The sequence below is a fragment of the Nostoc sp. XA010 genome (genome assembly GCF_020829625.1).
Classification (GTDB): Bacteria; Cyanobacteriota; Cyanobacteriia; order Cyanobacteriales; family Nostocaceae; genus Nostoc.
In genome coordinates, this window is record NZ_JAIVFX010000002.1 from 511,494 (window position 1) to 533,631 (window position 22,138).

Consider the following 22,138-nt stretch of genomic DNA (forward strand, 5'->3'; position numbering starts at 1 on the left):
CAAATCTTATTTAATTTCATTTAATAAACAAGATGCCTAAAAAAAGTAAGAAATCAGATGAATATCAACAATTATCACTTTTAGAAGCAGAAACAGAAAATGATTCAACCGCCGAACTATCAGATGATGACTGGATGTCTGGAGATGATTCTGACTTTCAAGAAACATCTAATCTAAAAGTCGAAATACAAACAGCAGAACTCTTAACCCTCAAGTTACTGCAAGATGCAATTAAATCAGAAAATGACGGTGATTTAATTATGCAGGAATTTAGTGATAACGTTTTACCCAATCTTTTACGGGTAGCAGTTGGAGTTACAGCCAAAGGTGGAAAGTTTTTTGATTATTTTGATGAAAAGAGAGAAGAGGAGATAGAGAATTACCACAAAAATAATTTAGGAAAAAGTAACAAAATAAAAGAGCCGAAAAAACTTGATCGAAGAAATGCAGGCGATCAATCTTTAAATACTCATTTACTTAATGGGTTACTACCAGCTAATTTAATAGAACGTTGTCTAAATAAACTTGATACCACTGCAAAAAGGGTAATTCAACAACAAGAAAGACGGTTATTAATTGCTGGGTTTATTTTACATGATTTTGAAAAGTTTGATTATCGGCTATTTCCTAAAATGCCAGACAATTATAAAGCAATTGGACAAGATAAAGAACAAGACATTCGCAAGTTATCTATAGATGCCCACCGCGAAATTATAGATGTTATAGTCTGTGAATTAGGTCTTGATAAATTTGTTAGTCCTGATGAACCGACAGCATGGCAAGAATATCGAGATGATTTGTTATTTATTGCCTACAATGCCCAGCGTCGAAATGATACAAATCTCAATGTTTCTGAATATGGTTTACATCCAATAATTGATGATTATATCCTGATATGTCTTGCTGATTTAACTTGTTTAGCTGATTTACTTTCCTCAGTTATTAAACATCCTCAAGATGCAGAACACCAGACATTAAATGGAATTCTCCACAGCCTCAGTGATGGACAGTTGAAATTTACCTATCACAGCATTGCTGAAAACCGTGGTGTTTTAACTAATGTGGTGAATAATGCTTTAATTCAGGCTCATACTAGTCTCAATACTGATGAGCATACCTACTATGAACCTTTGTTATATCTGCCAACAGGCGTAATTTACTTAGCCTCGCGCAATGCTCCAGCTATCTCGCCTGAAGATTTACCAGACCGTGTAGTTAACAGTATTAAATCGCTTTGTGCAGGTCAATTACGCCTCAGACAAACAGGATTTGGTAGAGATGGCAAAGGCATGAAATATGCCGAATATTATAACTTATTTTTTGACGATATAGGCTTGATGAAAGTAGCTTTAGATGCTACGTTACGCATCTTAAACCCTAATAAAGGCTCTGTCGCTAAAAGTCGCAGCGAAAATCTGAATAAGTTTCAGCAACAAAATGTTTTATCTGCTGATTATGACTTCAAATTTGAAGATGATATCCGCATTGACCAAATAGCAGAATTTGGTGATTTAGTTAGCCGGAAGATTTGGGAAGAGACAGTTAATCGCGTTGATTCTGCTCGTAAGAAAGATAAAAAGCTGCCAGCAGTTCCCGATTTTGATTTAACTCACAAAGTTGCAGAATTTTGGAATTTAGCAGAATATTTGCCTCAAATTCGAGAAATTCAACGCATTAACGAAAGTCTCAAAGAAAATAGGTTAAAAGGGAATACTGGAGGAGTACCTTATGAATGGTATTATCTGGCGGCTAAATATTTAGAACATCATCCAGGGATTGAAGATGTACGCGAAGCTTGCCAGCAAGTCATTGACTATTTGACAACCTTAATTTCTCCAATAATTTCTCAGTATAAATTGCCTGATGGTTGGGATGATTTAAGGCTTTGGGTAAAACGAGTTGTCATGTTACCAGGCACTAATCAAGAGCCATCTGTTAAAGCTCAAGTTGAAACATTCCTAAATGAATTAGATAATTACAATGCTGCCAAAAAATCAGGGCGAGGGAAACAATTAATCTGCTCAATTTCTCATTCTGCTTACACGGTTACTGAGCAAATGGAATCAGCAGTTTTATTTACGCCTCAAGTTTATACAAACAAGCAAATGTTAGGAGGTTCTAACGCTAAACGCAATATCTCCAGTATTGCAGGTGTGGAGATGATGCTGAGGCAAATCTTGATGAATCAAACTCAAGCTGTAGGTAAGCGGTTTGAAGATGGTAAATATCGCTATCTCTACTTTTATCCTACTTATTACTTTACTCCAGAGACTAATAAGTTTTTGCAGAAAGCATACAATGGTATTGCTCAAACTCGCTTTGATACCAGCGTTCGTAATCATTTTATCAGTAAGGATTTACAAGCGAATTTGGGGCGCGATCGCTATCAAAGTGTAGATAGTTTCTTAATTGATGAAAACCTCCAGCGTGACAAGGATCGCACCTTTAAGCTTTCCTATCCTGAAGACCAGCCTTTAACATTTTATTTCATGGCACTCCCGCCAGGAAGAGACAGCACCGATACAGAATCTTGGGTAATGCCAACTTGGTTAGCGTTTGCTTTCCCCATGATTTTAGATGTTAAAACTGTGGTTTCAGAGTCACCAATTCCACCTTTTAATGATGGTGCTGAATTTGAGGAAAGCGTTTTCCTTGATAGTGCGCCTCATGCTTTCCGTGCTTTAGTAAGGCGCGATCGCTTCCGTCTTGACTACATCCTCGAAGGTTGGAACGAAAACGGCATCCAATACCCAGCACCTTTAAATGTGCTTACTGCCGCTTATGCCATTCATTTAGATGTGAATGCTAAACAAGGTAAGTCTGGTTACGATGCCAACTGGGGAAGATTTACTGAACTGGCTAAAGATTTTGAAACCAGTCCCCTATACGTCTTTTCTTATCTCAATCGCTGGGTGCGTAACCAGGGTTCGGAAACAGCGCGAATTGAAAAAATCCGGCTTTATGCCTATCATTTTTATCCTTGTTTTGACCCTTATGTGAAATATGACACTAATATGGAGCAATTAATTGTGGGAGAAGTATCAAGTCTGAATCATCCTAAGAAATTAACAGATTTATACCGCAGATTTTACCGAGCTAATAAGCGTTATAATCCTAAATCTAATGCTGTGTTAAAACCAGTTGATATTGCGGCTGAAACTATACTCAAAGCTGAGTCAAGTGTGTTTCAGGGAGAAACATTAGTTGTGGCTGTTGCAGCAGAAGTTTTTAAACTCATGGATCGCGTTCATTCTTCTACTGCTGAAGGACGCTGGATTATGAGCAAACGTGAGGAAGAACGGCAAGCTGTTCTAGATTTTGCCAAGTATTTTGTAGTAGAGGTATTTGATAACGCATTTGCAGGTGATCGCGCTCGTTTGGCAGGTCGTCAACTCAACTTAATTCGAGACACCTGTGAGTTTCTTTACCGTCTTGAAGATGATAAAGAAAATGCAGGGAAAAATGAAAAATCTGCGGAAATAGATAACGAGAATGATTAGGGATTTACCGTTACCATTTTTGCTGGAAACGTAAACAAGTAGTGAATAATTCTTTGGAGATAATCATGGCAATTTTAAAAAAGATTGAACCTAAATTCTTTCAAACTGAGATTCCTTACAAACCAATGGGGAAATATGTTCATTTCTTAACTATTCGCATTACTGAATCTTATCCTCTATTTCAGACAGATGCAGAACTGAATAAAGCACGGGTAAGAGCAGGAGTTAAAGACAAAACCACAATTAGCCGTTTGTCAATGTTCAAGCGCAAACAGTCTACACCAGAGCGTTTAGTTGGTCGGGAATTGCTACGTAATTATGGCTTGATGACTGCTGAAGAATGCGAATACAACGTGAGTTTTGCAATGGATAATCCTGATTGCATCATTTACGGTTTCGCTATTGGTGACTCTGGTTCTGAAAAATCGAAAGTTGTGGTAGACACGGCATTTTCAATTACAGCTTTTGATGAATCACACGAAACTTTCACCCTCAACGCTCCTTATGAAAATGGCACGATGGCTTCCAAGGGTGAAAATGGTTCTAAACCTGGTGAAGTTACCAGTCGAATTAATCAGCAAGACCATATTAGACCGCAAGTTTTCTTTCCTAGTATTGTCACATTGAAAGACCCCACTGAAGCTAGCTTCCTTTACGTTTTTAATAATATTCTGCGAACTCGTCATTATGGAGCGCAAACCACTCGTACAGGTCGTGTTAGAAATGAGCTAATTGGGGTTGTATTTGCTGATGGAGAAATTACTAGCAACTTGCGTTGGACTCAGGCAATATATGACCAAATGAAATTTAATAATACTCTAAATGCTCCAGATCCACTAGATGAAGATGATGTAATGACTGCTGCTAAAAATGCTATTGAGGCGTTAATGGCTGATGAGTTTATTGTTCACACAGATTTCATTGGTGATGCTTTTGTATCCCTAATTAATGAAGTCAAAACTTTAACAGGAAGTGAGAAAGGTATTCAGGCTATTTTGCAAAAAGCTGATGCAGAAGCTAAGGATTATGCTAAGAAACATATCAGCAAGAAGAAAACTACTGCTAAAGCGGGGAAAGAGTAATGGTGTTTATTTCCCGTTGTCAAATAGAACTTCATGACAGCCTCTATTACGCGACTCGTGAAATCGGGCGATTGTATGAAACAGAGCCAATAATTCACAATTACGCCCTCTGTTATGCACTAGGTTTAGTTGATAGCAAAATCTATTCTACTACCGTTGCTGAAGAACATTCATATCGCTACTTTTGCCCAGAACAAGTGCCAAAATATGAGGAGCATCTAATGCCACTCAATCAACAGCAAATTTACGTAACTCCGGCGCGATCGCTCAATCATTCTTCCATCCTCAACACCTGGAAGTATGCTAACAACAACTACCACGTTGACATGGAGAAAACACAGAAAAATATCCCCAGTTTTGGCAGAGCAAAGGAAATAGCAGCAGAAAGCAAATTTGAGTTTTTTGTTATTTCTCAGAAAGAACTCAAATTACCAAAGTGGATTCGCTTGGGTAAATGGATGAGCAAGGCTGAAGTGACGGTTGAACCATTACTAAAACATAAAATCTCTGAAGGTATATTCACTTGTAGACATCCATTAAATCCCTTAGATGTCATGTTCACCAATCAAGTTATGAGCTATGACGTTGTGAATATGCCTCCAGTTAGCTTAATTCAAAATGCCCAAATGCGAGGTCAATATTATCAATTTGATGACAACGAAGGAGTAAAAATTCCAGTTCGGATAGAATATCGGTTTCGGAGTTAATTACTTTCCAAAGCCTTTACTACGGTTTTTATTTTTTCGAGGCTCTATCGTCATTAACTCGGCTTTAAAACCTCTAGAATCTTGCAACATTAACTTACGTATTCGCTGGCTTTGGTAAGTCTGCACTTCAGCAACTAGAGGATGATTAGGATCAATCTTTAGATGAGTAATAGAAGAAACATATTTTTCTTCACTTTCGGGATTATTTGGCTCTTTTAGTCCGCACATAATCCCACCTTCATCTCCTGAATAGCCAACGAAATCAATTTCAAATTCTCTGTCTGGATCGGCGTTTACTCCTTTTTGCTTTAATGTCTTCAAAAACTCCTTCCCTGCTCGTGCTTTAATGGGTAAGTTCTCTTTAAGTTTTTCAGTTAGTGCCTTTGCTGCATTATAATCATCAATTCTCATTGGTCTTTCTCGCTATGTAGTTTTTCTTACTTAAAAGAATACTACTATCATCACTCGCCAGGCTTTAAAATTTTAGATACCACCTTCAGCGATCGCTCCTCTATCCCCAGTGAAACACTATCAACAACAAACCAACGCCTTCCCCAGCGATTATCTAAACAACTTGTGGGGAGAAATCCAAGCTTGTCCTTACTTTGCTATCAACAACCTCAACCGCGATTTTGTCGCCACTAAAGGATTTTCCGTAGTATTTCAGCGTTCTGGATTATCAAAAGTGGAACAGCAGTTTCCCTACTTCAAACCTTACCTAGATTTGGCTCTCCAACCAAGTTGTAATGCTTTTTACCTCAATCCTTTACAGCTAAAAGAAGGCTCCCGCGTCGATCCGCATATCGATCGCTCCTTACGTTCCTACTCCAAAACCATTGAACCGCCTGCGGTTGTCAGTGTCCTTTATGTGCGCGTACCTGCGGATATGGAAGGGGGAGAACTGGTATTGCGATCGCACAAACGCCAACTTGGGCAAATTAAGCCCCAATTCAATACTTTAGTTTATTTTCAAGGTGATTTAACCCATTCGGTTAACGCTGTAAAAACCCCAGGAAATCGTCTAAGTCTCGTTTGTGAACAGTATAGTTTGAGTGATGCTGAACTCCAGGAAATCCCTGAGTTCACTGTAGAGTCAAGAATCACTCAGTCTACAACCAAAAAGAGAAAGTATGCCTCATAGTTTAGTGTTGAATTTGCTACCTCAATCGCCTATTCCACCACAATATCTCACAGGTAGACATCTCCACGCCTTATTTTTAACCCTCGTTAGTTCTGTAGATAGCACATTAGGCGATCGCTTGCACGATTCCACCGCAGATAAAGCTTTCACCCTCTCTCCCTTACAAATTAATTCCCCCCTTTTGAAGGGTGGTAAAGGGGGATCTAAATTGCAATACTCACATCAACAACCCATTCCCGCCGGAACTCCTTGTTGGTGGCGCATCTCTTTATTAGATGACACTCTATTTGGCAAACTTACTCAACTTTGGCTAAATCTTAATCCCAATCGCCCTTGGCATCTTGGCCCGGCTGACTTGTATATTACCAGCATTCAAGGCACACCCCAATCTATTCAACCTTGGGCAAACGCCAGTACTTACGCTCAATTATACGAAGAAGCAAGCGATCGCAACTCTTCCATTAACCTTAGCTTTTCCACGCCTACCGCCTTCCGTCAAGGACAGTATGATACTACCCTTCCTACCAGAGAATCTGTTTTCAATTCCCTACTTTCACGATGGAATAAATACAGTGGTATAGAATTAAATCATATTGCGATCGAGTCAATATTTCCTTCATTTGTCAATATTCATACAGAAATATTAGCTGATTCTCGCAGCAAATTTATTGGCATTATTGGCGAAGTTACATACAAGATTTTAGGGGCAGTTGAACCAATACAAATTAAGCAAATTAACGCTTTAGCTGACTTTGCTTTATATACTGGTGTCGGCAGAAAAACAACAATGGGTATGGGAATGACGCGACGGCTGTATTCTCCCTAATTTCAAACATCATTTAAAAACTACCTAAGTTATGAACCAAACCGAATATATTTCAATTGCGGCATTGAATCAATATGCCTATTGTCCGCATCGCTGTTGGCGGATGTTTTGTGCAGGGGAGTTTACCGATAATCAATACACAATTGAAGGTACAACTTTACACGATCGCGTCCACACGACAAGCGATGTACAGCGAGGAGAAACTTGGCAAATTCGAGCAATTTGGCTAAAGTCGGAGCAATACAAACTCATCGGCAAATCTGACTTAATTGAAGCCGAATCTGGTCAAGTTTATCCAGTGGAATACAAACGAGGACGCAAGGGCGAATGGGATAACGATGAGTTGCAAGTTTGTGCCCAAGCTTTATGTTTAGAAGAGATGACAGGAGAACCAGTTAATACCGGATATATCTATTATGCCCACTCCCATCAACGGCAATTAGTAGAGATTAATGCAGAGTTACGGCAAAGTGCGATCGCAACTATTCAATCTGTCACAAATCTTCTAGAGACAGGAACAATGCCAAAACCAGTTTACAGCAAACGCTGCCAAGGATGCAGTCTTTATTCGCAATGTTTACCCAAAGCAACTGATAAAGTCAAAAGTTATCAAGAAGTAAATTAAATCATCCAATTTATTACTAGCCCTGGCGACTGGAAGTCGCGGCTACAGAGACAAAACCCACCTCCGTGGGTTAGAAAACCCTTGATTATTAGTCCACGGAAGTAGACTTTGCTTGTGTAGTAGCGAATTCTATTCGCCTAATACTTTTCAAACTTCAGCACCAATTATTACTAGGAATCATCAAAAATGGGAACAGTTTACGTAACACAAGCCGATGCTTTTATCGGCAAAGTTGACGAACGTCTCACCGTCAAAGCTGAACAAAAAACAATCTTGGATATCCCTTTAATTAAAATAGAGGGAATTGTAGTACTAGGACGGGCTACTATTTCTCCCGCCGTCGTCAGTGAACTTTTAGAACGTCACATTTGTTTAACATTTCTTACACAAAATGGACGATATTTAGGACGTTTAGAACCAGAAGCTACTAAAAATATCTTTGTTCGGAAAGCCCAATGGCAAGCTGTGGGAGAATCAGAACCAGCAATACATTTAGTCAGAGGATTTGTGCGGGGTAAATTGAAAAATTACCGCCATAGCTTACTTCGCACTCAGCGAGAACATCCTGATACTGACCTGAATAATAACATCACTCGATTGGAAAACGCGATCGCACCAATCGAAAAAACTAGCAGTATTGATTCTCTTAGAGGCTTAGAAGGTGCTGGTAGTGCAGCCTATTTCAGTTGTTTTCAACAGCTAATCAAAACCTCAGAATTTCGCTTTGAAGCCAGACGCCGCCGCCCACCAACCGATCCAGTTAATGCTTTACTGAGTTTTGGGTATTCATTGCTACGTCATGATGTGCAAAGTGCTTTAAATATTGTTGGCTTTGATCCCTATCTAGGATACTTACACGTTGAACGTTATGGTAGACCTTCCCTGGCCTTAGACTTGATGGAAGAATTTCGTCCTTTAATAGTGGATGCTGTAGTGTTGTCGCTGATTAACAAGCGATCGCTAACCCTAACTGACTTTACCACCGAACCGCTCAGTGGTGCTGTAACTTTAACCAAAGAAGGACTGCATACATTTCTTCGCGCCTACCAACAAAAGAAACTATCGAATTTTAAACATCCAGTCATGGGAAACAAATGCACCTACCAAGAATCCTTTGAAATTCAAGCGAGGTTATTAAGTAAATACCTCATGAACGAAATCGATAAATATCCCCCTTTAATTCTCAAGTAATTAGCCATTCTCCCTTATCTCCCCACTCCCTACTCCCCACTCCCCACTCCCCCCATGTATATTGTTGTCAGCTACGACATTCCAGAAGATAAGCGTCGTACTAAAATCCATTCTGTTCTCAAGTCTTACGGACAATGGATGCAACTGAGTGTGTTTGAGTGCGATATCACTTCCACTCAGTATGCTAAACTGCGATCGCGTTTATCTAAATTGATTAAACCCGACACCGATAGTGTGCGCTTTTATTTTCTCTGTGGCTGTTGTCAGAGAAAAGTCGAGCGTATTGGTGGAGAACAGCCACGAGACGAAACAATTTTCTTTGCTGAGTCTTCTTCTGACTAGGTTCCTGCATCTCAAATGCGCGGAAGGGTAGGTGTACAAATTCCACAGCCCCAAAAAAATGCTTCTATCCCAACTCCAGTAAGGCTTTCAACCTATTAGTCGCCTAATCCTCATCCGCGCAACCTCTGAAATGCTTACCAAAATGCGATTTCAGCCTTTAAATTTTCCTGGCGCTCTTTCCAAACGAATTGTCTAATGCTATGATTGCCCTTGAATCGCGCAACCGCACCTTGAAAACTAAATATAGCTTGGGTTTCAGGCTCCCGCTATTGCAATTAATCAAAATCCCTATTAGGGATTGAAACTGAAATGACAGCAGGTAAAGTGGGTAAGATTGGCAAATTGCAATTAATCAAAATCCCTATTAGGGATTGAAACAGTATATCTCTCACGAAAATACAGCTTCACCTGATTGCAATTAATCAAAATCCCTATTAGGGATTGAAACATGATGGCAAGAGTTCCTGCGATACTTTGTGGAAATTGCAATTAATCAAAATCCCTATTAGGGATTGAAACTAGATAATTCTGCCATCTAATTCTATCGACCAATGATTGCAATTAATCAAAATCCCTATTAGGGATTGAAACACGAATTTCAGCAACAAAGCAATTGATGGAAACCAATTGCAATTAATCAAAATCCCTATTAGGGATTGAAACAATAAAGGTAGCGGTGGTAAAAATACATTAATTCATTGCAATTAATCAAAATCCCTATTAGGGATTGAAACAACTTGCTCTATGAATTGAAAGGCACAAACCATATGAATTGCAATTAATCAAAATCCCTATTAGGGATTGAAACTGATGATTTGCGTTGCTACTTCCCCTAGTTCCAGATTGCAATTAATCAAAATCCCTATTAGGGATTGAAACGCCGATTTTACCGACGTTGCCGCCTACAATCTCGAATTGCAATTAATCAAAATCCCTATTAGGGATTGAAACGTATAACGTGTAAAGAGTCTACACGAGTGGCAACAATTGCAATTAATCAAAATCCCTATTAGGGATTGAAACACTATTCTATGTGCCTCCGGCAGTCGCAAATCTCAAATTGCAATTAATCAAAATCCCTATTAGGGATTGAAACACGAGCAACTAGACGGGATTTTGCAAGCATGGAAAGATTGCAATTAATCAAAATCCCTATTAGGGATTTGTTTTGCTCGATACCCAATACCCCATTCAAAATTCCACAATTATCGGCGTATGGTCGCTAGGTTGCGTTAATTTCCTGGGCGCGACATCGATAATGCAACTTGTAGCACGCTCATACAGAATAGGTGTGAGATAGTGATGGTCAATCCGCCAACCTAAGTTGCGACGGAAGGCGGCGGCGCGATAATCCCACCAGCTATAATTTCCACCTTCTGTGGTGAACTTGCGAAAAGCATCAGCAAATCCTAATTCCAGAATATCCCGTAAGGCTTGGCGCTCTGATTCTGTTGCCATAATGTGATTTTCTGTACTCACTTGCTCATGAATATCCTTATCTTCTAGGGCGATGTTGAAGTCACCGCACACACAAATTGCAGATTGTGACAGCACCAACAATCGTAAATACTCGCGTAGCGCTGTCAACCAGCGTAATTTGTATTCATATTTTTCAGTTCCGACTGCTGCACCATTGGGAACATATAAGTTAACAATCCGAATACCATCAATTACACCTGTAATCACCCGCTTTTGCTCATCCCATTCGTGGTGTAAAACTGGCAAAATCGCCCTAAACCCTGTACTTACGTCTACGAGTGGCTGGCGGCTAATTATGGCTACGCCGTTATAAGATTTTTGTCCTGATACATAAAGGTTATAGCCTAACTGCTCAAAAGGCGATCGCGGAAACTCAGCATCCACAACTTTGGTTTCTTGCAAGCAGAGAACATCAACAGGATTGGCAGTTAACCAATCGATAACCTGTTCTAGACGAGTGCGAATTGAGTTGACATTCCAAGTAGCGATTTTCATTAGTTATCAGAATTTTTTGTAAATTAATAATTACAAATTATGTAATTATTGTACAGTTACTTAATATTTATAATTTCTGTTCCCTTTCCCAATTACATTTAAACCAAGCTTTAATGGCTTGATCCCATTGGATATTTTAGTAGTTTTAGCTACAAAACATTCATTTTTGTAAGTACTACTACAAAATATTCTACCTCGTTATGATCCCCAAGGCAGATGTAACAAGTAATTGATTTAGTCTAAATTAGAAGTCTAGGTGAGAGTTGAGTTTAGCCGATAGTCCGTTAAATTTGTCAGTAAAAAATTCCCAGCCCGGTTAACCATTATTTATTGCGCTTTTCGTAGCCTGTTAGGTTAATTTAAATTTCAAAAGAGTAAGTACAAATGCTCTTTCCTCATAAAATAATGATGCAACTCATTATACTGAGGACAATTCATAGACTGAACCAAAAAAACTTATGAAAATCGCTCAAGTTGCCCCCTTATGGGAAAGGGTTCCACCTCCTAATTATGGAGGAATAGAATTGGTAGTGAGTTGCTTGACTGATGAACTTGTTCGTCGCGGTCATGAGGTAACCTTATTTGCCTCTGGCGATTCTCAAACTTTGGCTCATTTAGAAGCAGTTTATCCACGGGCATTGCGCTTAGATCCAAATGTCAAAGAGTATGCAGTGTACGAAATGCTAGAACTAAGCCAAGTTTACCAGAGTGCTGCCCAATTCGATATTATCCATTCTCATGTAGGGATTTCGGCATTACCTTTAGCGAGTTTGATAACAGCAAGTTCTACAGTGCATACCCTGCACAATGATTTTACAACAGACAAGCGTAAAGCATTTAGCTACCATAAAAAGCAACCTTATGTCAGCATTAGTAACTCGCAGCGTCAAATCGATCTCAATTATATTGATACGGTTTATAATGGAATTGAGCTAGCAGATTATCCATTCGTAGCCCAACCGTCAGAACCTCCGTATTTGGCATTTTTAGGTCGTTTCTCGCCAGAGAAAGGGGCACAACATGCGATCGCTATTGCTAAACAGAGTGGTTGGCGCTTGAAGATAGCAGGAAAGGTTGATATCCAAGACTCTAAATTTTTTGAACAAGAGATTGCCCCCCTCATAGATGGTCAGCAAATTGAATATCTAGGCGAAATCAACCACGCCGAAAAGACTGATCTTCTGGGCAATGCTGCCATAACTCTCTTCCCTATTAGCTGGCAAGAACCTTTTGGGTTAGTAATGATTGAATCAATGGCAACTGGTACACCAGTAATTGCCATGAATTTCGGCTCCGTACCTGAAGTAATTGCTCACGGTAAAACAGGTTTTATCTGTAAAAGCTATTCAGAAATGGCGGCAATGATTCCACTAGCTTTGGAACTCAATCGTCAAACCTGTAGAAAACACGTAGAAAACAACTTTAGTGTTAGCCAAATGGTTAACGGATATGAAGCTGTTTACAGACGAATTATTAAAGACCGCATAGAATCGAATGGCTGCATTTGTGCACCTAACATCCAGTTTTAATCAACTGCTTTTTTTATCCAACTTCAACAATAACTTTTTTCAAGGAGGACATTAGTATGAGTACGAGAGCCAACACCTGCCCATGCTGCGGTGGTTCCCTCCTGCGCCATGCCCGACATGGTGAACTATATTGGTTTTGCCTGTCGTGCCGACAAGAAGTACCGCTATTAACTGCTACTCGCTTGCCTAATGTGGAAACCCGGAACACCGGAGTAGTTCCACAGTCTGCGGTAAATTCTTAGTTTTACGGCATTTTAGATTAATAAAAGCCTACTATAGGACTAATGTTTGATTTCTGAAAAAGCTCGGTACAGATCGAAAAGCCTAATTCCTTATTCCCTACTCCCTCCTCCCCACTCCCCGCCCACGTAGATAATTTCAAAAATCAAATACGATTCCTATAGAAATCCAAACTAATTTACTTTAAACCTATCAACTAGTGGTTTTTCTCATTAGTTACGAGGAGTAAACAAGTTCGTAGTAAAGACTTTAGTCGTGGATTTTTAAGCACGCTTTATGCTGACTACGAACTCATCAAATTAATGAGACAGACCATTAGCTTCAACTGATAAAATCGGATGGAGCTAATTAATAGGTTTAAAGCTTTGTTAGCAGCATTACTTTATGGGCAAGAAAATTTACGCCTAGAGCAAGTTCCTGACCCCACTCCGGCAGCTGGCGAAGTTGTAATTAAAGTGGGGGCAGCAACAACTTGTGGTACAGATTTAAAAGTCTGGCGGCGTGGTGGTCATGCCAAAATGCTGATACCACCCACGCTGTTTGGTCACGAAGGGGCTGGGCAAATTGTTGCCTTGGGTGCAGGGGTTACAAATTGGCAAGTAGGCGATCGCATCGTCGCGAATAATTCCGCACCTTGCATGAAATGCTTTTTTTGTCAACGTCAAGAGTATTCATTATGTCCGAATCTGACCTGGAATAATGGAACTTTTGCCGAATACTTGAAAATTCCCGCATCGATAGTACAGCATAATTTATTGCAGATTCCCGACGAGTTGCCGTGGGAATTGGCGGCCATGACGGAACCCTTAGCTTGCGTATTGCATGGTGTAGCCCGTTCTAACGTCAAAGCCAAAGATAAAATAGTGGTCTTAGGAGATGGGGCGATCGGGTTGATGTTTGTGGCGGCGTTGAGTGAGAAAGCTGAGGTGTTGCTGTGGGGAGGTAATCACCACAGGCTAGAAATTGGTCAAAAATTGGGTGCAACCCAAACCTTTAATTATCATCAAATCCCAGATATTCCCAGTGTAGTGAAAGAACTTACCCAAGGATGGGGCGCAGATGTAGTGATTGAAGCAACTGGTGTACCAAGTGTTTGGGAAACTGCGATCGCCTGTGCCCGTCCTGGTGCAACTGTCAACTTATTCGGTGGATGTCCACGGGATAGCAGCATTACCATTGATACAGAACAGCTACACTACAGCGAACTTACCCTCAAAGGCGTATTTCATAATACACCAGAGTATGTGCAGCAGGCGCTGGCACTGATCGCTAGCCGCAAAATTCCCTTTGAGTTACTTATTAGTGAACAGCGGCCATTAAAAGATTTAGAACAAGTGTTTTGTGAGATGAAAGCGCGTCAGGTAATTAAGGTAGCGATGATTCCTTAGTTTTTTGCAAAATACAGCAAATGCTCTGGGTTTAGCTAAACAATAGAGACTTAGCAATGCTAAGTCTCTACAAGGATTCTAAGTAACGCATATTTAATTTCACCAGATGTCTAATGTGGAAAATCTGGACACTAGAGGAGCTACAATTTCTCGTCCGGCAATACTTCGGGTGAAAACATTGCCCACAACGAGTTATAGTAGGGGACAAAATAAGCAGCCTGTTCGGGTTCGAGACGAGAGCGGATCTCAATGCCGAGCAAGTGAATCAATTGCCGTACCAATTCCCAGCGTACTTTTAATCGGGGATACAACATGACACACAATGGAAATAGCTCTTGTTGTATGGCGCTAATGTTGTTTTCTAAAACACAGACCCACAGATACACCTGAAACATCTCTATATCACGAACACTCGAAATCTGAACGTTAGTGTTACTTAAACGACCTGTATGGCTTTGATAGTTGGGATACATTTGCATCACCCGTTCCGCAATTTTGGTCGCAATCTCGCTGCACAACGGCAAAATTTGCTGGACAGCTTTTAACGGTGGCGCATCATAAGCATATTCTGCTGCTGCCTGGTAAGCACGCTGGAGTGGCATATAGAGATGGTCATCAATCACTTTAAAGTAAGCACTCAGCGATGCTTGCTGCGTTGGCGGTGTCAAGTTGAGTAGTATTTGTCCGCCGTAGTGAAACTGCATACTAATGAACCCGATAACTCTAGGATCATTTTCTGTGTAATTCTGCCGAATTTTTCCCAAATCCCTGGCAATCTTAGTAGAAAACTTCGCTGGGGGAACCTGTTGGGCATAGGCTGAGAGGGCAGCTTGATAAATATTGTGGGTATCCTTTGCAACTTCCCACGGATCAATTAATTCAGGGTCAATTTGATGTCGAATCATCTCTTGAGACAAAAGCGCTTCTGTCCTTCCCCACGCTTGCAGACTCGTGGTTCGGAGTGCCTGCTTTAACGTTGTTGCAACCTCACTTGCGATTTCACTGTGCTTGAGGGCTTCGATGCGATCATCCTGTTCAGATAGATTTCGCAAATACTTCTTCGCCCACGCTTCTGAAAATGGTTGATTTGCTACTGTTTCAAGCCTTCTTACTGGTTCTGGTAACAATGAAAGATTGTGTGGCATTTTAAACACCTAATTGCTAAATTTAATAACTGAAATATTTCGTAATCTATTAAGTATAGAAAAATAAATATAACCAGTAAAACCGCAAGATTACGTATTTCATCATTTTTTCAAACTAAATTCCAGTTTTTTACACTTTTTGGAAGCAGGCGATCGCCAGATCAGAGGAGTAGGGAGTGGAGAGCAGGGGGCAAGGGAGAATTTTTCCCTCAGCAAGAGCAGTACCCCGCCCCTCTAGCTCTTTTCAATGCCTAAAACTTAAAGACGATTAGTATCTTTTGTAACTAACTTCCAGCCTTCAGCTTGATCAACTAGCTTCATTGACTCTAGTTCGAGATTGTTGAAAGCAGATGCATGAAGGAGAAAGTAGGGTTGCCCGTTGTAGTGCCAATAATATTCAAGTTCGCCAGCAGAAGCGGGAATGATGGTGCGATCGCTATAAAAATCCAACGACGGACGATGATAGGGAAAAGATGTGTAAATCTTCCTCGTAGCTGGATTTGCCCGCACGATCATCGCGGCGACTGGTTTAACTGGATAAGCTTCAGATAATTCCCAAACCCAGTAGTTAGATTTCATTAACAGTAACAGCGAAATATAACTTCCCCAAAACAAAATCTTCAGAAATTGTCCATCACCTCGTTCTGCCAAAATAGCTGCTAAGGTCATAGTTAAAGCTACTGCTACAAAAATTAGTTGTAAGTCTATTTTCGGTGTTGTACCCCAACTAAAATAAATGCTACCAGCAGAAGCGGCTACAGCAAGTATTGCCAAACCAGCAACCCAAGCACGGGGATAGGATGAAAGTAAAGGTGAATTTTCTGTATCTGATAATTGGATACCAAAAGCTAAGGCTAAACTAGGATAAATCGGGAATAAATACCAAGGAACTTTGGTAATCATGAAAGAAATTACCAGCAGATAAACACCACTCCACGCCATTACTAGTTTTGCCCAACTAAGGTTGCGATTTTCCCAGGTTAAGCGGATAGTTTGCGGTAAGAATAATAGCCACGGCCATGTGTATTTGAGAAGTTCAATAACATAGTACCAAGGTGGTTCAGGATTCCCCTCTACAAATGAGCCAATTCGGCCTAGTGATGGGTTTACAAGCCCAACTTGGGCAAAAGTGTAACCATAGTGAATTAGTTGGGCACTATACCAAGCAGCTACAGGCAGAATGCCAATGAAGATTGCTATCCACAGATAGTAACAAGTGAGCAGTCGTGGCGTATCCCAAAACAGAAATACGATCGCGATCGCACCTAGTAATACGCCTAATAATCCTTGAGTCAGGCAAATCAGCCCAAAACTAATACCAATACCAAGGCAATAACGTAAATCCCGGCGCGATCGCAACACGCACAACATCATCACCATCAAAAAACTTACCATCGCCCCATCCAACATTGCCAACCGCCCATGACGCACCACCGGTAGCATTGTTAAATAAATCAACGCGCTATAAATAGCAGCCCAACGTTGACGAAATATCTCTCTAGCAATGCAATACAGTAAAGGTACAGATGTCGCTGTTAAAATTGCTCCAGGCAGGCGCGTTGTAAACTCATTTTCGCCTCCTAAAGAATAAGTCCAAGCAATTAGCAAATGCATCAAAGGCGGCTTGTTATGATATGGTTCACCTCCTAACGTTGGGTAAAGCCAACGCATTGATCCTGCTGGAGCGTGCCAAATTTCACGAGCAACCTGTGCCACAGTCCCTTCATCCCAATCTCGCAACGGCAAGCCTCCCAGATTGATGCTAAACAGTAACACTGCTGCCAATAGCAATATCATTAGCCATACCCAATCAATCCATCTGCCAACCGTGCGATCCTGTTTTTCTAGATGACTCCAAATAAAACTTCCTTCTTGCATATTCTATGTTAATCATTTTACTTTCTGGTTTGATTACATAGAGACATCTAGCGAATCTCCAATGTTGTCACCCAGTAACAACGTATTTATTAACAATTGCTAGTTTCCAAGATTAACTCAAGTTTCTCTAATTAGCCCTATTTCTTGAAAAATTTATATTGGTTACTTAAATAACATTTTAGCTAATAGATGATAAAAATAATACAAGCAAGAAATTATTTATTACCTCTTTGATAGTCCGTAAATAACTTGTATTTATTTGAATGTGATACGTGTTTAAATTTTATATACTTAATTTTTATCTGATTAAATTCCAATACAGTTTAGTTAATATCAAAAATTAATAAGCTTTTTTAATTAATAAAATGATTATTAAAATAGTTTTTTAATTAAATAATTTTCATACTTTTAAATTTAATTAAGTAATTATATAATTGAATTGTCTATGTTATAAAATCTCATTAGAATGTTTTTTAAATAATAAACCCTAATAAAATTATGGGAGGCAGTCAATGAATTTACCTATAGTTGTGGATATTGCTATTGGTTTAGTTGTTATTTACTTGATTTTGAGCCTAATAGCTTCTGAAATTCAAGAGCTAATTTCTACATGTTTACAATGGAGAGCTAAACATTTAAAACAATCAATCGAATTACTTTTAGCGGGGGGTAGTGAAACTGAAGAATTAGATATTACTAAAGCAGAAAAATTGGTAGATAAACTTTATAATGATCCTTTAATTAATACCTTGAACCAACAAGTAAAAGGAAGAATACAAAAGCAGTTTCGCGGAATTAGTAAAACTATTGATACAAAGGGACTAGGAGGGAAACAAAGCGGCCCTTCATATCTTCCTTCGGAAACCTTTGCAATTACTTTATTAGATAGCTTAAAAATTCCCCAGTTAATTAATTATGTTAAACATCCTAGTGAAGATGCTAAAACTAATTTACCTATAATATTAGCATTATACAAAGAGCTTAAAATAGGTGTTAATAATCAAGATAGTGAAGAATACAAAAAAATTCAAGCGATTTATGGAGATATTGACCAAAAATTTATAGATTTTGTTAATAAAGATTTGCCGGATGATATCCCTGATAATTTAATTAAGAGTCTTGGCGTGATTGCTCAACGGAGTAGGATAAAGATTGGCGACCTCACCGAAGAAATAAATCAGTTTCAAAAGGAAGTGGAAACATGGTTTGATCGCTCTATGGATCGAGCCAGTGGCGTTTATAAGCGCAATGCAAAAGGAGTTGCAATTTTAATTGGGATATCAGTTGCCATATTCACCAATACTGATACATTTCACCTAGTTAATAGATTGTCGCAGGATTCAGCTATCCGCTCTGCTATTACTCAAAGTGCAAGCCAACGAGCCGATTTTATTAATGATCCAGAAGCCAGAAGGCAAATTGAGAAACTTTTAGCAGATGCTTCTGTTCCCATTGGATGGCAAAATATCAATCAGCAGTTTGAGTTATTAGATGTTAAAGACTCGAACAGTGAAAAGGTTGTATTAATCAGAATTTGGCAGGGTTGGAAATTAATTTGCGGTTGGATTGTAAGTGGTTTAGCTATTGCGATGGGTGCGCCTTTTTGGTTTGATATCCTGAATAAACTTGTCAATGTGCGAAATGCAGGGCCAAAACCTGTTGCGTATACTAAGGATCAACCACCTCAGAAATAGCGTTTAAGAGACTTCCAAATAAAAAAATATACCATCCCTGCGGGACGCTACGCGTAGCTTGCTTCCCAAAGGGTACGTTATAGAGGTAGGGGGAGGGAAAATCGTAGTGAAGTCCAGAAATCGGATAATTTATTTTTTGGAGTTCTCTAAATTAAAAAATAAAAATAACTTGGAGTTTTAATTCTTTATTCTCAACAGTAATGTCAATTTGCCTGATAAACTCTCGAAAGTAAAATCGTCGCTCTGTTTCCGACAAATCTAACCAAAATTGTGGTATTGAAACAGCTTGAGCAACAGAACGCAAGTTAACTGGGGGAAGAGTCGCCAACTTTGCTTCGAGTGTAGAAATTTCTGTGCGGAGTTTGTAAGCCCTTAATTTTGCTGTTTCAACATCTAAAATTCCAGTTTCAATTAACGCGGGTAACTGAGCAAGTATTTCTTGCTGACGAGCGATCGCTTGCCCTAAACTATTCTTGAGTGTATCCAACTGAGGAAAATTTATTCCCGCTACAGCTAAGGGTAAATCACGGCAAACGGTTTCAATTGTATTTTCTAAAACCTCTTGGTAGGGAATAGCCTTACACTTGGGGCGTTGAGGACAGCTAGTAGAACGTAAATAAAGATACTCCTTATCTTGGTTGCGTTGGGTAACACGAGTAACTGTTAGATGTGACTGACACTCAGCACAGACAACCAACCCAGCTAAAGAACGCCTAGCACTAGCAGTTCGGGGTGGTAAACGGCTGTTACGGCGTAAAAGTCGGTCAACTTGGGCAGCTTCTTCTTTAGAAATTATCGGAATATGGGTATTAGAGATAATTTCACCATTTTGATAAGCTGTATTGCCGCGATAAACTGGATTAGTTAGCCAGCGTCTTCCTGTGGTGACAGAGATTTTTTTGCCGTATTTTTTCGCCAAGTAACGAACTGAACCCCGCAGGGAACCATAGAGTAAAAAGTGTTCAAAAAAATCTTTGACTACTGGTGAAGTACTACGATCAATAGTATATTTTCCCTTACCTCTGCGATAGCCGTAAGGAACTTTGCCGGGTGGCGGTGCAACCTCAAGACGATTACGGGCGTGTCCTTGACGGATGCGACGGCTACGTTGCTGACGTTGGATTGCGTGTAGCAAATTCAGCAAGTCAGCACCCAGAGGGTAATTTTCGGAAGTGTAGGGTTGTTCTGTGGCAATTATCGCTACTCCCATTACTTCGAGTTTATGTAAGCGATCGCTAATTTCCTCTACAGTATCCCCTAATTCTTCCAACCGCCGAATCAAAAGATAATCTGCTGGTTCAGTTTCGCAATCGGTAAATAATTGTTGTAATTGCGTTCGCGTAGCGTGTCCAGAAGACTCTGGCTTACCCAAATCTTCATAAACCCCATCCACCTCCCATCCCCAATCAGCTTGATCGGGAGCAGATTCTAATAGCGGATTGGTGTAAGAATAGGCAATTATTTTCATTAGTCATTGGGAAAGAGGAGGCAAATCGCGCAGCGTGTCGTAGACAAGACAGAAGTTCTTGAATTTTTAATTTTTAATTGATTTCCCTCTCACTGCTGACTAAACTCGATAATATTTCCATCAGGATCTTGAGTGAATAGGGCAGGGCGGCCTGAAGCGCTGGGTTGAATAGGATAATTATGATTGAGCAACTCTTGTTTGGCAGCGTCCAAGTTAGCGACTGAGAAAGCGACGTGGGGGTTGCGTCCCCATTTTTCGTTTGGGTTTTCGGTGGGGACTGTAGGTGCAACTATCAGGTGAATTTGATAGTTGCCGACTTGATACCATGCACCAGCGTATTTTAGGGAACGATCTATTTTGGATAATCCCAATACTTTGCCATAAAAGTGTTCAGAGCGTTCTAAGTCAGTCACGAGAATTGCTGTATGGAGACTTTGGGTAATCTGCATTGTCGGTAAGTGCGATCGCGTTTATTTAAATAAATAACTATAGGACTCATATTTGATTTTTGAACAAAACTCAGTAAACCTTTATTCCTTCTTCCCAGTCCCCAGTCCCCAGTCCCCAGTCCCCAGTCCCTTACCTCTACGAGTGATTCAGAAATCAAATTGGATTGCTATATGCAGGGTATGCATCAGCTTGGAAAATCTGTTCGGCGGTTAAATCTAACTCTGGGCGCAAATTTTGGGCAACTAGAAATTGGAACTGTATAAATTATCGTGCAGTATAGTTTTTGTAACTAAGCCGCTTAGTCAAAAAATAAATTTTCTGCGATCGTCGGTGGTACACGATCCATGTTGTCAAAAATAATCAATAAACCTTTATTTTGAGGGAATTTTTCTCGGAGTTTAACATAGGCATCTCCTAACAAAAGGAACATAGTACCAGTCCATGTCTGCACCCTCTAGCGGTTCAACATTAAAAACTTAAACGTGCAGCTTTGAGAGTATTAGGACGCTGGTGATTCATTGGGTTTTCACTAACTTTATAGAGCCGACTTTCTCAAGCTTAAATTTTAGGCGATCGCAGTGCAATTTTTCATTTAATAAAAGTTTACTTTTTGATCTGGCAATCCTTTGTAATATATTATATTTTAGCAAAATGGATAACAATATAACTTTCAGCCTTACCCAGCGCTGGATTGCACAAAAGTAGTTTTGTTAAAATAGCGATCGCTTATAAACCGCACTATTAAGTATAATTCTCTAACATAATTCAGAATTATATTTAATTGTCAATCCTCCAAAAGGTAGAATACATGTTATTTCCGCTTACTTAGTTAATTTTGAGCAACCAAATCAAAAGATTGCTTATGGTCATTTTCGCTCAACCACACGGGGTTGATGTGAAAAAATAGCACAACTAATCAATTAATATCAACTTCTAAAAAATTTACCCAAACAAGCTT

Annotated in this window: 19 protein-coding genes and 1 CRISPR repeat array; of the genes, 12 read left to right on the plus strand and 7 right to left on the minus strand. The window is 39.7% G+C overall.

Annotation, left to right across the window (positions count from 1 at the left end; genetic code table 11):
- Positions 1 to 32 precede the first annotated feature (32 nt).
- The 3 genes from cas10d to cas5d all read left to right on the plus strand — a co-directional run bounded on the left by cas10d (position 33) and on the right by cas5d (position 5,289).
- Complete coding sequence (gene cas10d, locus LC608_RS05220) at positions 33 to 3,500, plus strand: type I-D CRISPR-associated protein Cas10d/Csc3 (RefSeq protein ID WP_229552507.1); 3,468 nt, start codon at positions 33 to 35, stop codon at positions 3,498 to 3,500.
- Between the two features lie 65 nt (positions 3,501 to 3,565).
- Positions 3,566 to 4,582, plus strand: a complete 1,017-nt coding sequence (gene cas7d / locus LC608_RS05225) for a type I-D CRISPR-associated protein Cas7/Csc2 (protein ID WP_229552508.1) — start codon at positions 3,566 to 3,568, stop codon at positions 4,580 to 4,582.
- Positions 4,582 to 5,289 carry a type I-D CRISPR-associated protein Cas5/Csc1 gene (gene cas5d / locus LC608_RS05230; RefSeq protein WP_229552509.1) on the plus strand — a complete coding sequence of 236 codons (708 nt, stop codon included), beginning with the start codon at positions 4,582 to 4,584 and terminating at the stop codon, positions 5,287 to 5,289. The genes cas7d and cas5d overlap by 1 nt, the downstream gene beginning before the upstream one ends.
- Here cas5d and LC608_RS05235 read toward each other — a convergent pair whose 3' ends face one another.
- Entirely contained in the window at positions 5,290 to 5,700 is a 411-nt protein-coding gene (locus tag LC608_RS05235; protein WP_229552510.1) for a hypothetical protein, read from the minus strand.
- Positions 5,701 to 5,809: 109 nt separating this feature from the next.
- Here LC608_RS05235 and LC608_RS05240 point away from each other — a divergent pair, with 109 nt between their 5' ends.
- The 5 genes from LC608_RS05240 to cas2 all read left to right on the plus strand — a co-directional run bounded on the left by LC608_RS05240 (position 5,810) and on the right by cas2 (position 9,414).
- The gene (locus tag LC608_RS05240; RefSeq protein WP_229552511.1) at positions 5,810 to 6,430 is read left to right on the plus strand and encodes a 2OG-Fe(II) oxygenase; all 621 of its coding nucleotides are present in this window, start codon (positions 5,810 to 5,812) and stop codon (positions 6,428 to 6,430) included.
- On the plus strand, positions 6,420 to 7,256 hold the full coding sequence (gene cas6 / locus LC608_RS05245; RefSeq protein WP_229552512.1) for a CRISPR-associated endoribonuclease Cas6: 837 nt from the start codon (positions 6,420 to 6,422) through the stop codon (positions 7,254 to 7,256). Before LC608_RS05240 ends, cas6 begins: the two co-directional genes overlap by 11 nt.
- A 31-nt stretch (positions 7,257 to 7,287) precedes the next feature.
- A complete protein-coding gene (gene cas4, locus LC608_RS05250) occupies positions 7,288 to 7,881 on the plus strand; it encodes a CRISPR-associated protein Cas4 (RefSeq protein ID WP_229552513.1) in 594 nt (197 codons plus the stop codon).
- Positions 7,882 to 8,067: 186 nt separating this feature from the next.
- Positions 8,068 to 9,072: a type I-D CRISPR-associated endonuclease Cas1d gene (cas1d, locus tag LC608_RS05255; RefSeq protein ID WP_229552514.1), complete on the plus strand. Its 1,005-nt coding sequence runs from the start codon at positions 8,068 to 8,070 to the stop codon at positions 9,070 to 9,072.
- Between the two features lie 54 nt (positions 9,073 to 9,126).
- The gene (gene cas2 / locus LC608_RS05260; RefSeq protein ID WP_229552515.1) at positions 9,127 to 9,414 is read left to right on the plus strand and encodes a CRISPR-associated endonuclease Cas2; all 288 of its coding nucleotides are present in this window, start codon (positions 9,127 to 9,129) and stop codon (positions 9,412 to 9,414) included.
- A 268-nt stretch (positions 9,415 to 9,682) separates the two neighbouring features.
- A CRISPR array of direct repeats spans positions 9,683 to 10,583; the repeat unit is 37 nt; unit sequence ATTGCAATTAATCAAAATCCCTATTAGGGATTGAAAC.
- A gap of 22 nt (positions 10,584 to 10,605) precedes the next feature.
- On the opposite strand, the gene xth is transcribed toward cas2, so the two are convergent.
- The gene (gene xth / locus LC608_RS05265; RefSeq protein ID WP_229552516.1) at positions 10,606 to 11,388 is read right to left on the minus strand and encodes an exodeoxyribonuclease III; all 783 of its coding nucleotides are present in this window, start codon (positions 11,386 to 11,388) and stop codon (positions 10,606 to 10,608) included.
- A gap of 458 nt (positions 11,389 to 11,846) precedes the next feature.
- Between xth and LC608_RS05270 the strand changes: the two genes are divergently transcribed.
- The 3 genes from LC608_RS05270 to LC608_RS05280 all read left to right on the plus strand — a co-directional run bounded on the left by LC608_RS05270 (position 11,847) and on the right by LC608_RS05280 (position 14,545).
- Positions 11,847 to 12,917, plus strand: a complete 1,071-nt coding sequence (locus LC608_RS05270) for a glycosyltransferase family 4 protein (protein WP_229552517.1) — start codon at positions 11,847 to 11,849, stop codon at positions 12,915 to 12,917.
- 56 nt (positions 12,918 to 12,973) lie between these two features.
- Positions 12,974 to 13,159, plus strand: a complete 186-nt coding sequence (locus LC608_RS05275; RefSeq protein ID WP_229552518.1) for a hypothetical protein — start codon at positions 12,974 to 12,976, stop codon at positions 13,157 to 13,159.
- Positions 13,160 to 13,522: 363 nt separating this feature from the next.
- A complete protein-coding gene (locus LC608_RS05280; RefSeq protein ID WP_229552574.1) occupies positions 13,523 to 14,545 on the plus strand; it encodes a zinc-binding dehydrogenase in 1,023 nt (340 codons plus the stop codon).
- 140 nt (positions 14,546 to 14,685) lie between these two features.
- On the opposite strand, the gene LC608_RS05285 is transcribed toward LC608_RS05280, so the two are convergent.
- Together LC608_RS05285 and LC608_RS05290 are read right to left on the minus strand one after the other, a co-directional pair.
- The gene (locus LC608_RS05285) at positions 14,686 to 15,690 is read right to left on the minus strand and encodes a hypothetical protein (protein WP_229552519.1); all 1,005 of its coding nucleotides are present in this window, start codon (positions 15,688 to 15,690) and stop codon (positions 14,686 to 14,688) included.
- 258 nt (positions 15,691 to 15,948) lie between these two features.
- On the minus strand, positions 15,949 to 17,568 hold the full coding sequence (locus tag LC608_RS05290; RefSeq protein ID WP_229552520.1) for a glycosyltransferase family 39 protein: 1,620 nt from the start codon (positions 17,566 to 17,568) through the stop codon (positions 15,949 to 15,951).
- A gap of 512 nt (positions 17,569 to 18,080) precedes the next feature.
- Here LC608_RS05290 and LC608_RS05295 point away from each other — a divergent pair.
- On the plus strand, positions 18,081 to 19,262 hold the full coding sequence (locus LC608_RS05295; RefSeq protein ID WP_229552521.1) for a hypothetical protein: 1,182 nt from the start codon (positions 18,081 to 18,083) through the stop codon (positions 19,260 to 19,262).
- A gap of 151 nt (positions 19,263 to 19,413) precedes the next feature.
- Here LC608_RS05295 and LC608_RS05300 read toward each other — a convergent pair whose 3' ends face one another.
- From LC608_RS05300 to LC608_RS36795, 3 genes are all read right to left on the minus strand, one after another.
- A complete protein-coding gene (locus LC608_RS05300) occupies positions 19,414 to 20,730 on the minus strand; it encodes a recombinase family protein (RefSeq protein WP_229552522.1) in 1,317 nt (438 codons plus the stop codon).
- 89 nt (positions 20,731 to 20,819) lie between these two features.
- Positions 20,820 to 21,179: a VOC family protein gene (locus LC608_RS05305; protein ID WP_229552523.1), complete on the minus strand. Its 360-nt coding sequence runs from the start codon at positions 21,177 to 21,179 to the stop codon at positions 20,820 to 20,822.
- 299 nt (positions 21,180 to 21,478) lie between these two features.
- On the minus strand, positions 21,479 to 21,610 hold the full coding sequence (locus LC608_RS36795; RefSeq protein WP_267870963.1) for a hypothetical protein: 132 nt from the start codon (positions 21,608 to 21,610) through the stop codon (positions 21,479 to 21,481).
- Positions 21,611 to 22,138 lie beyond the last annotated feature (528 nt).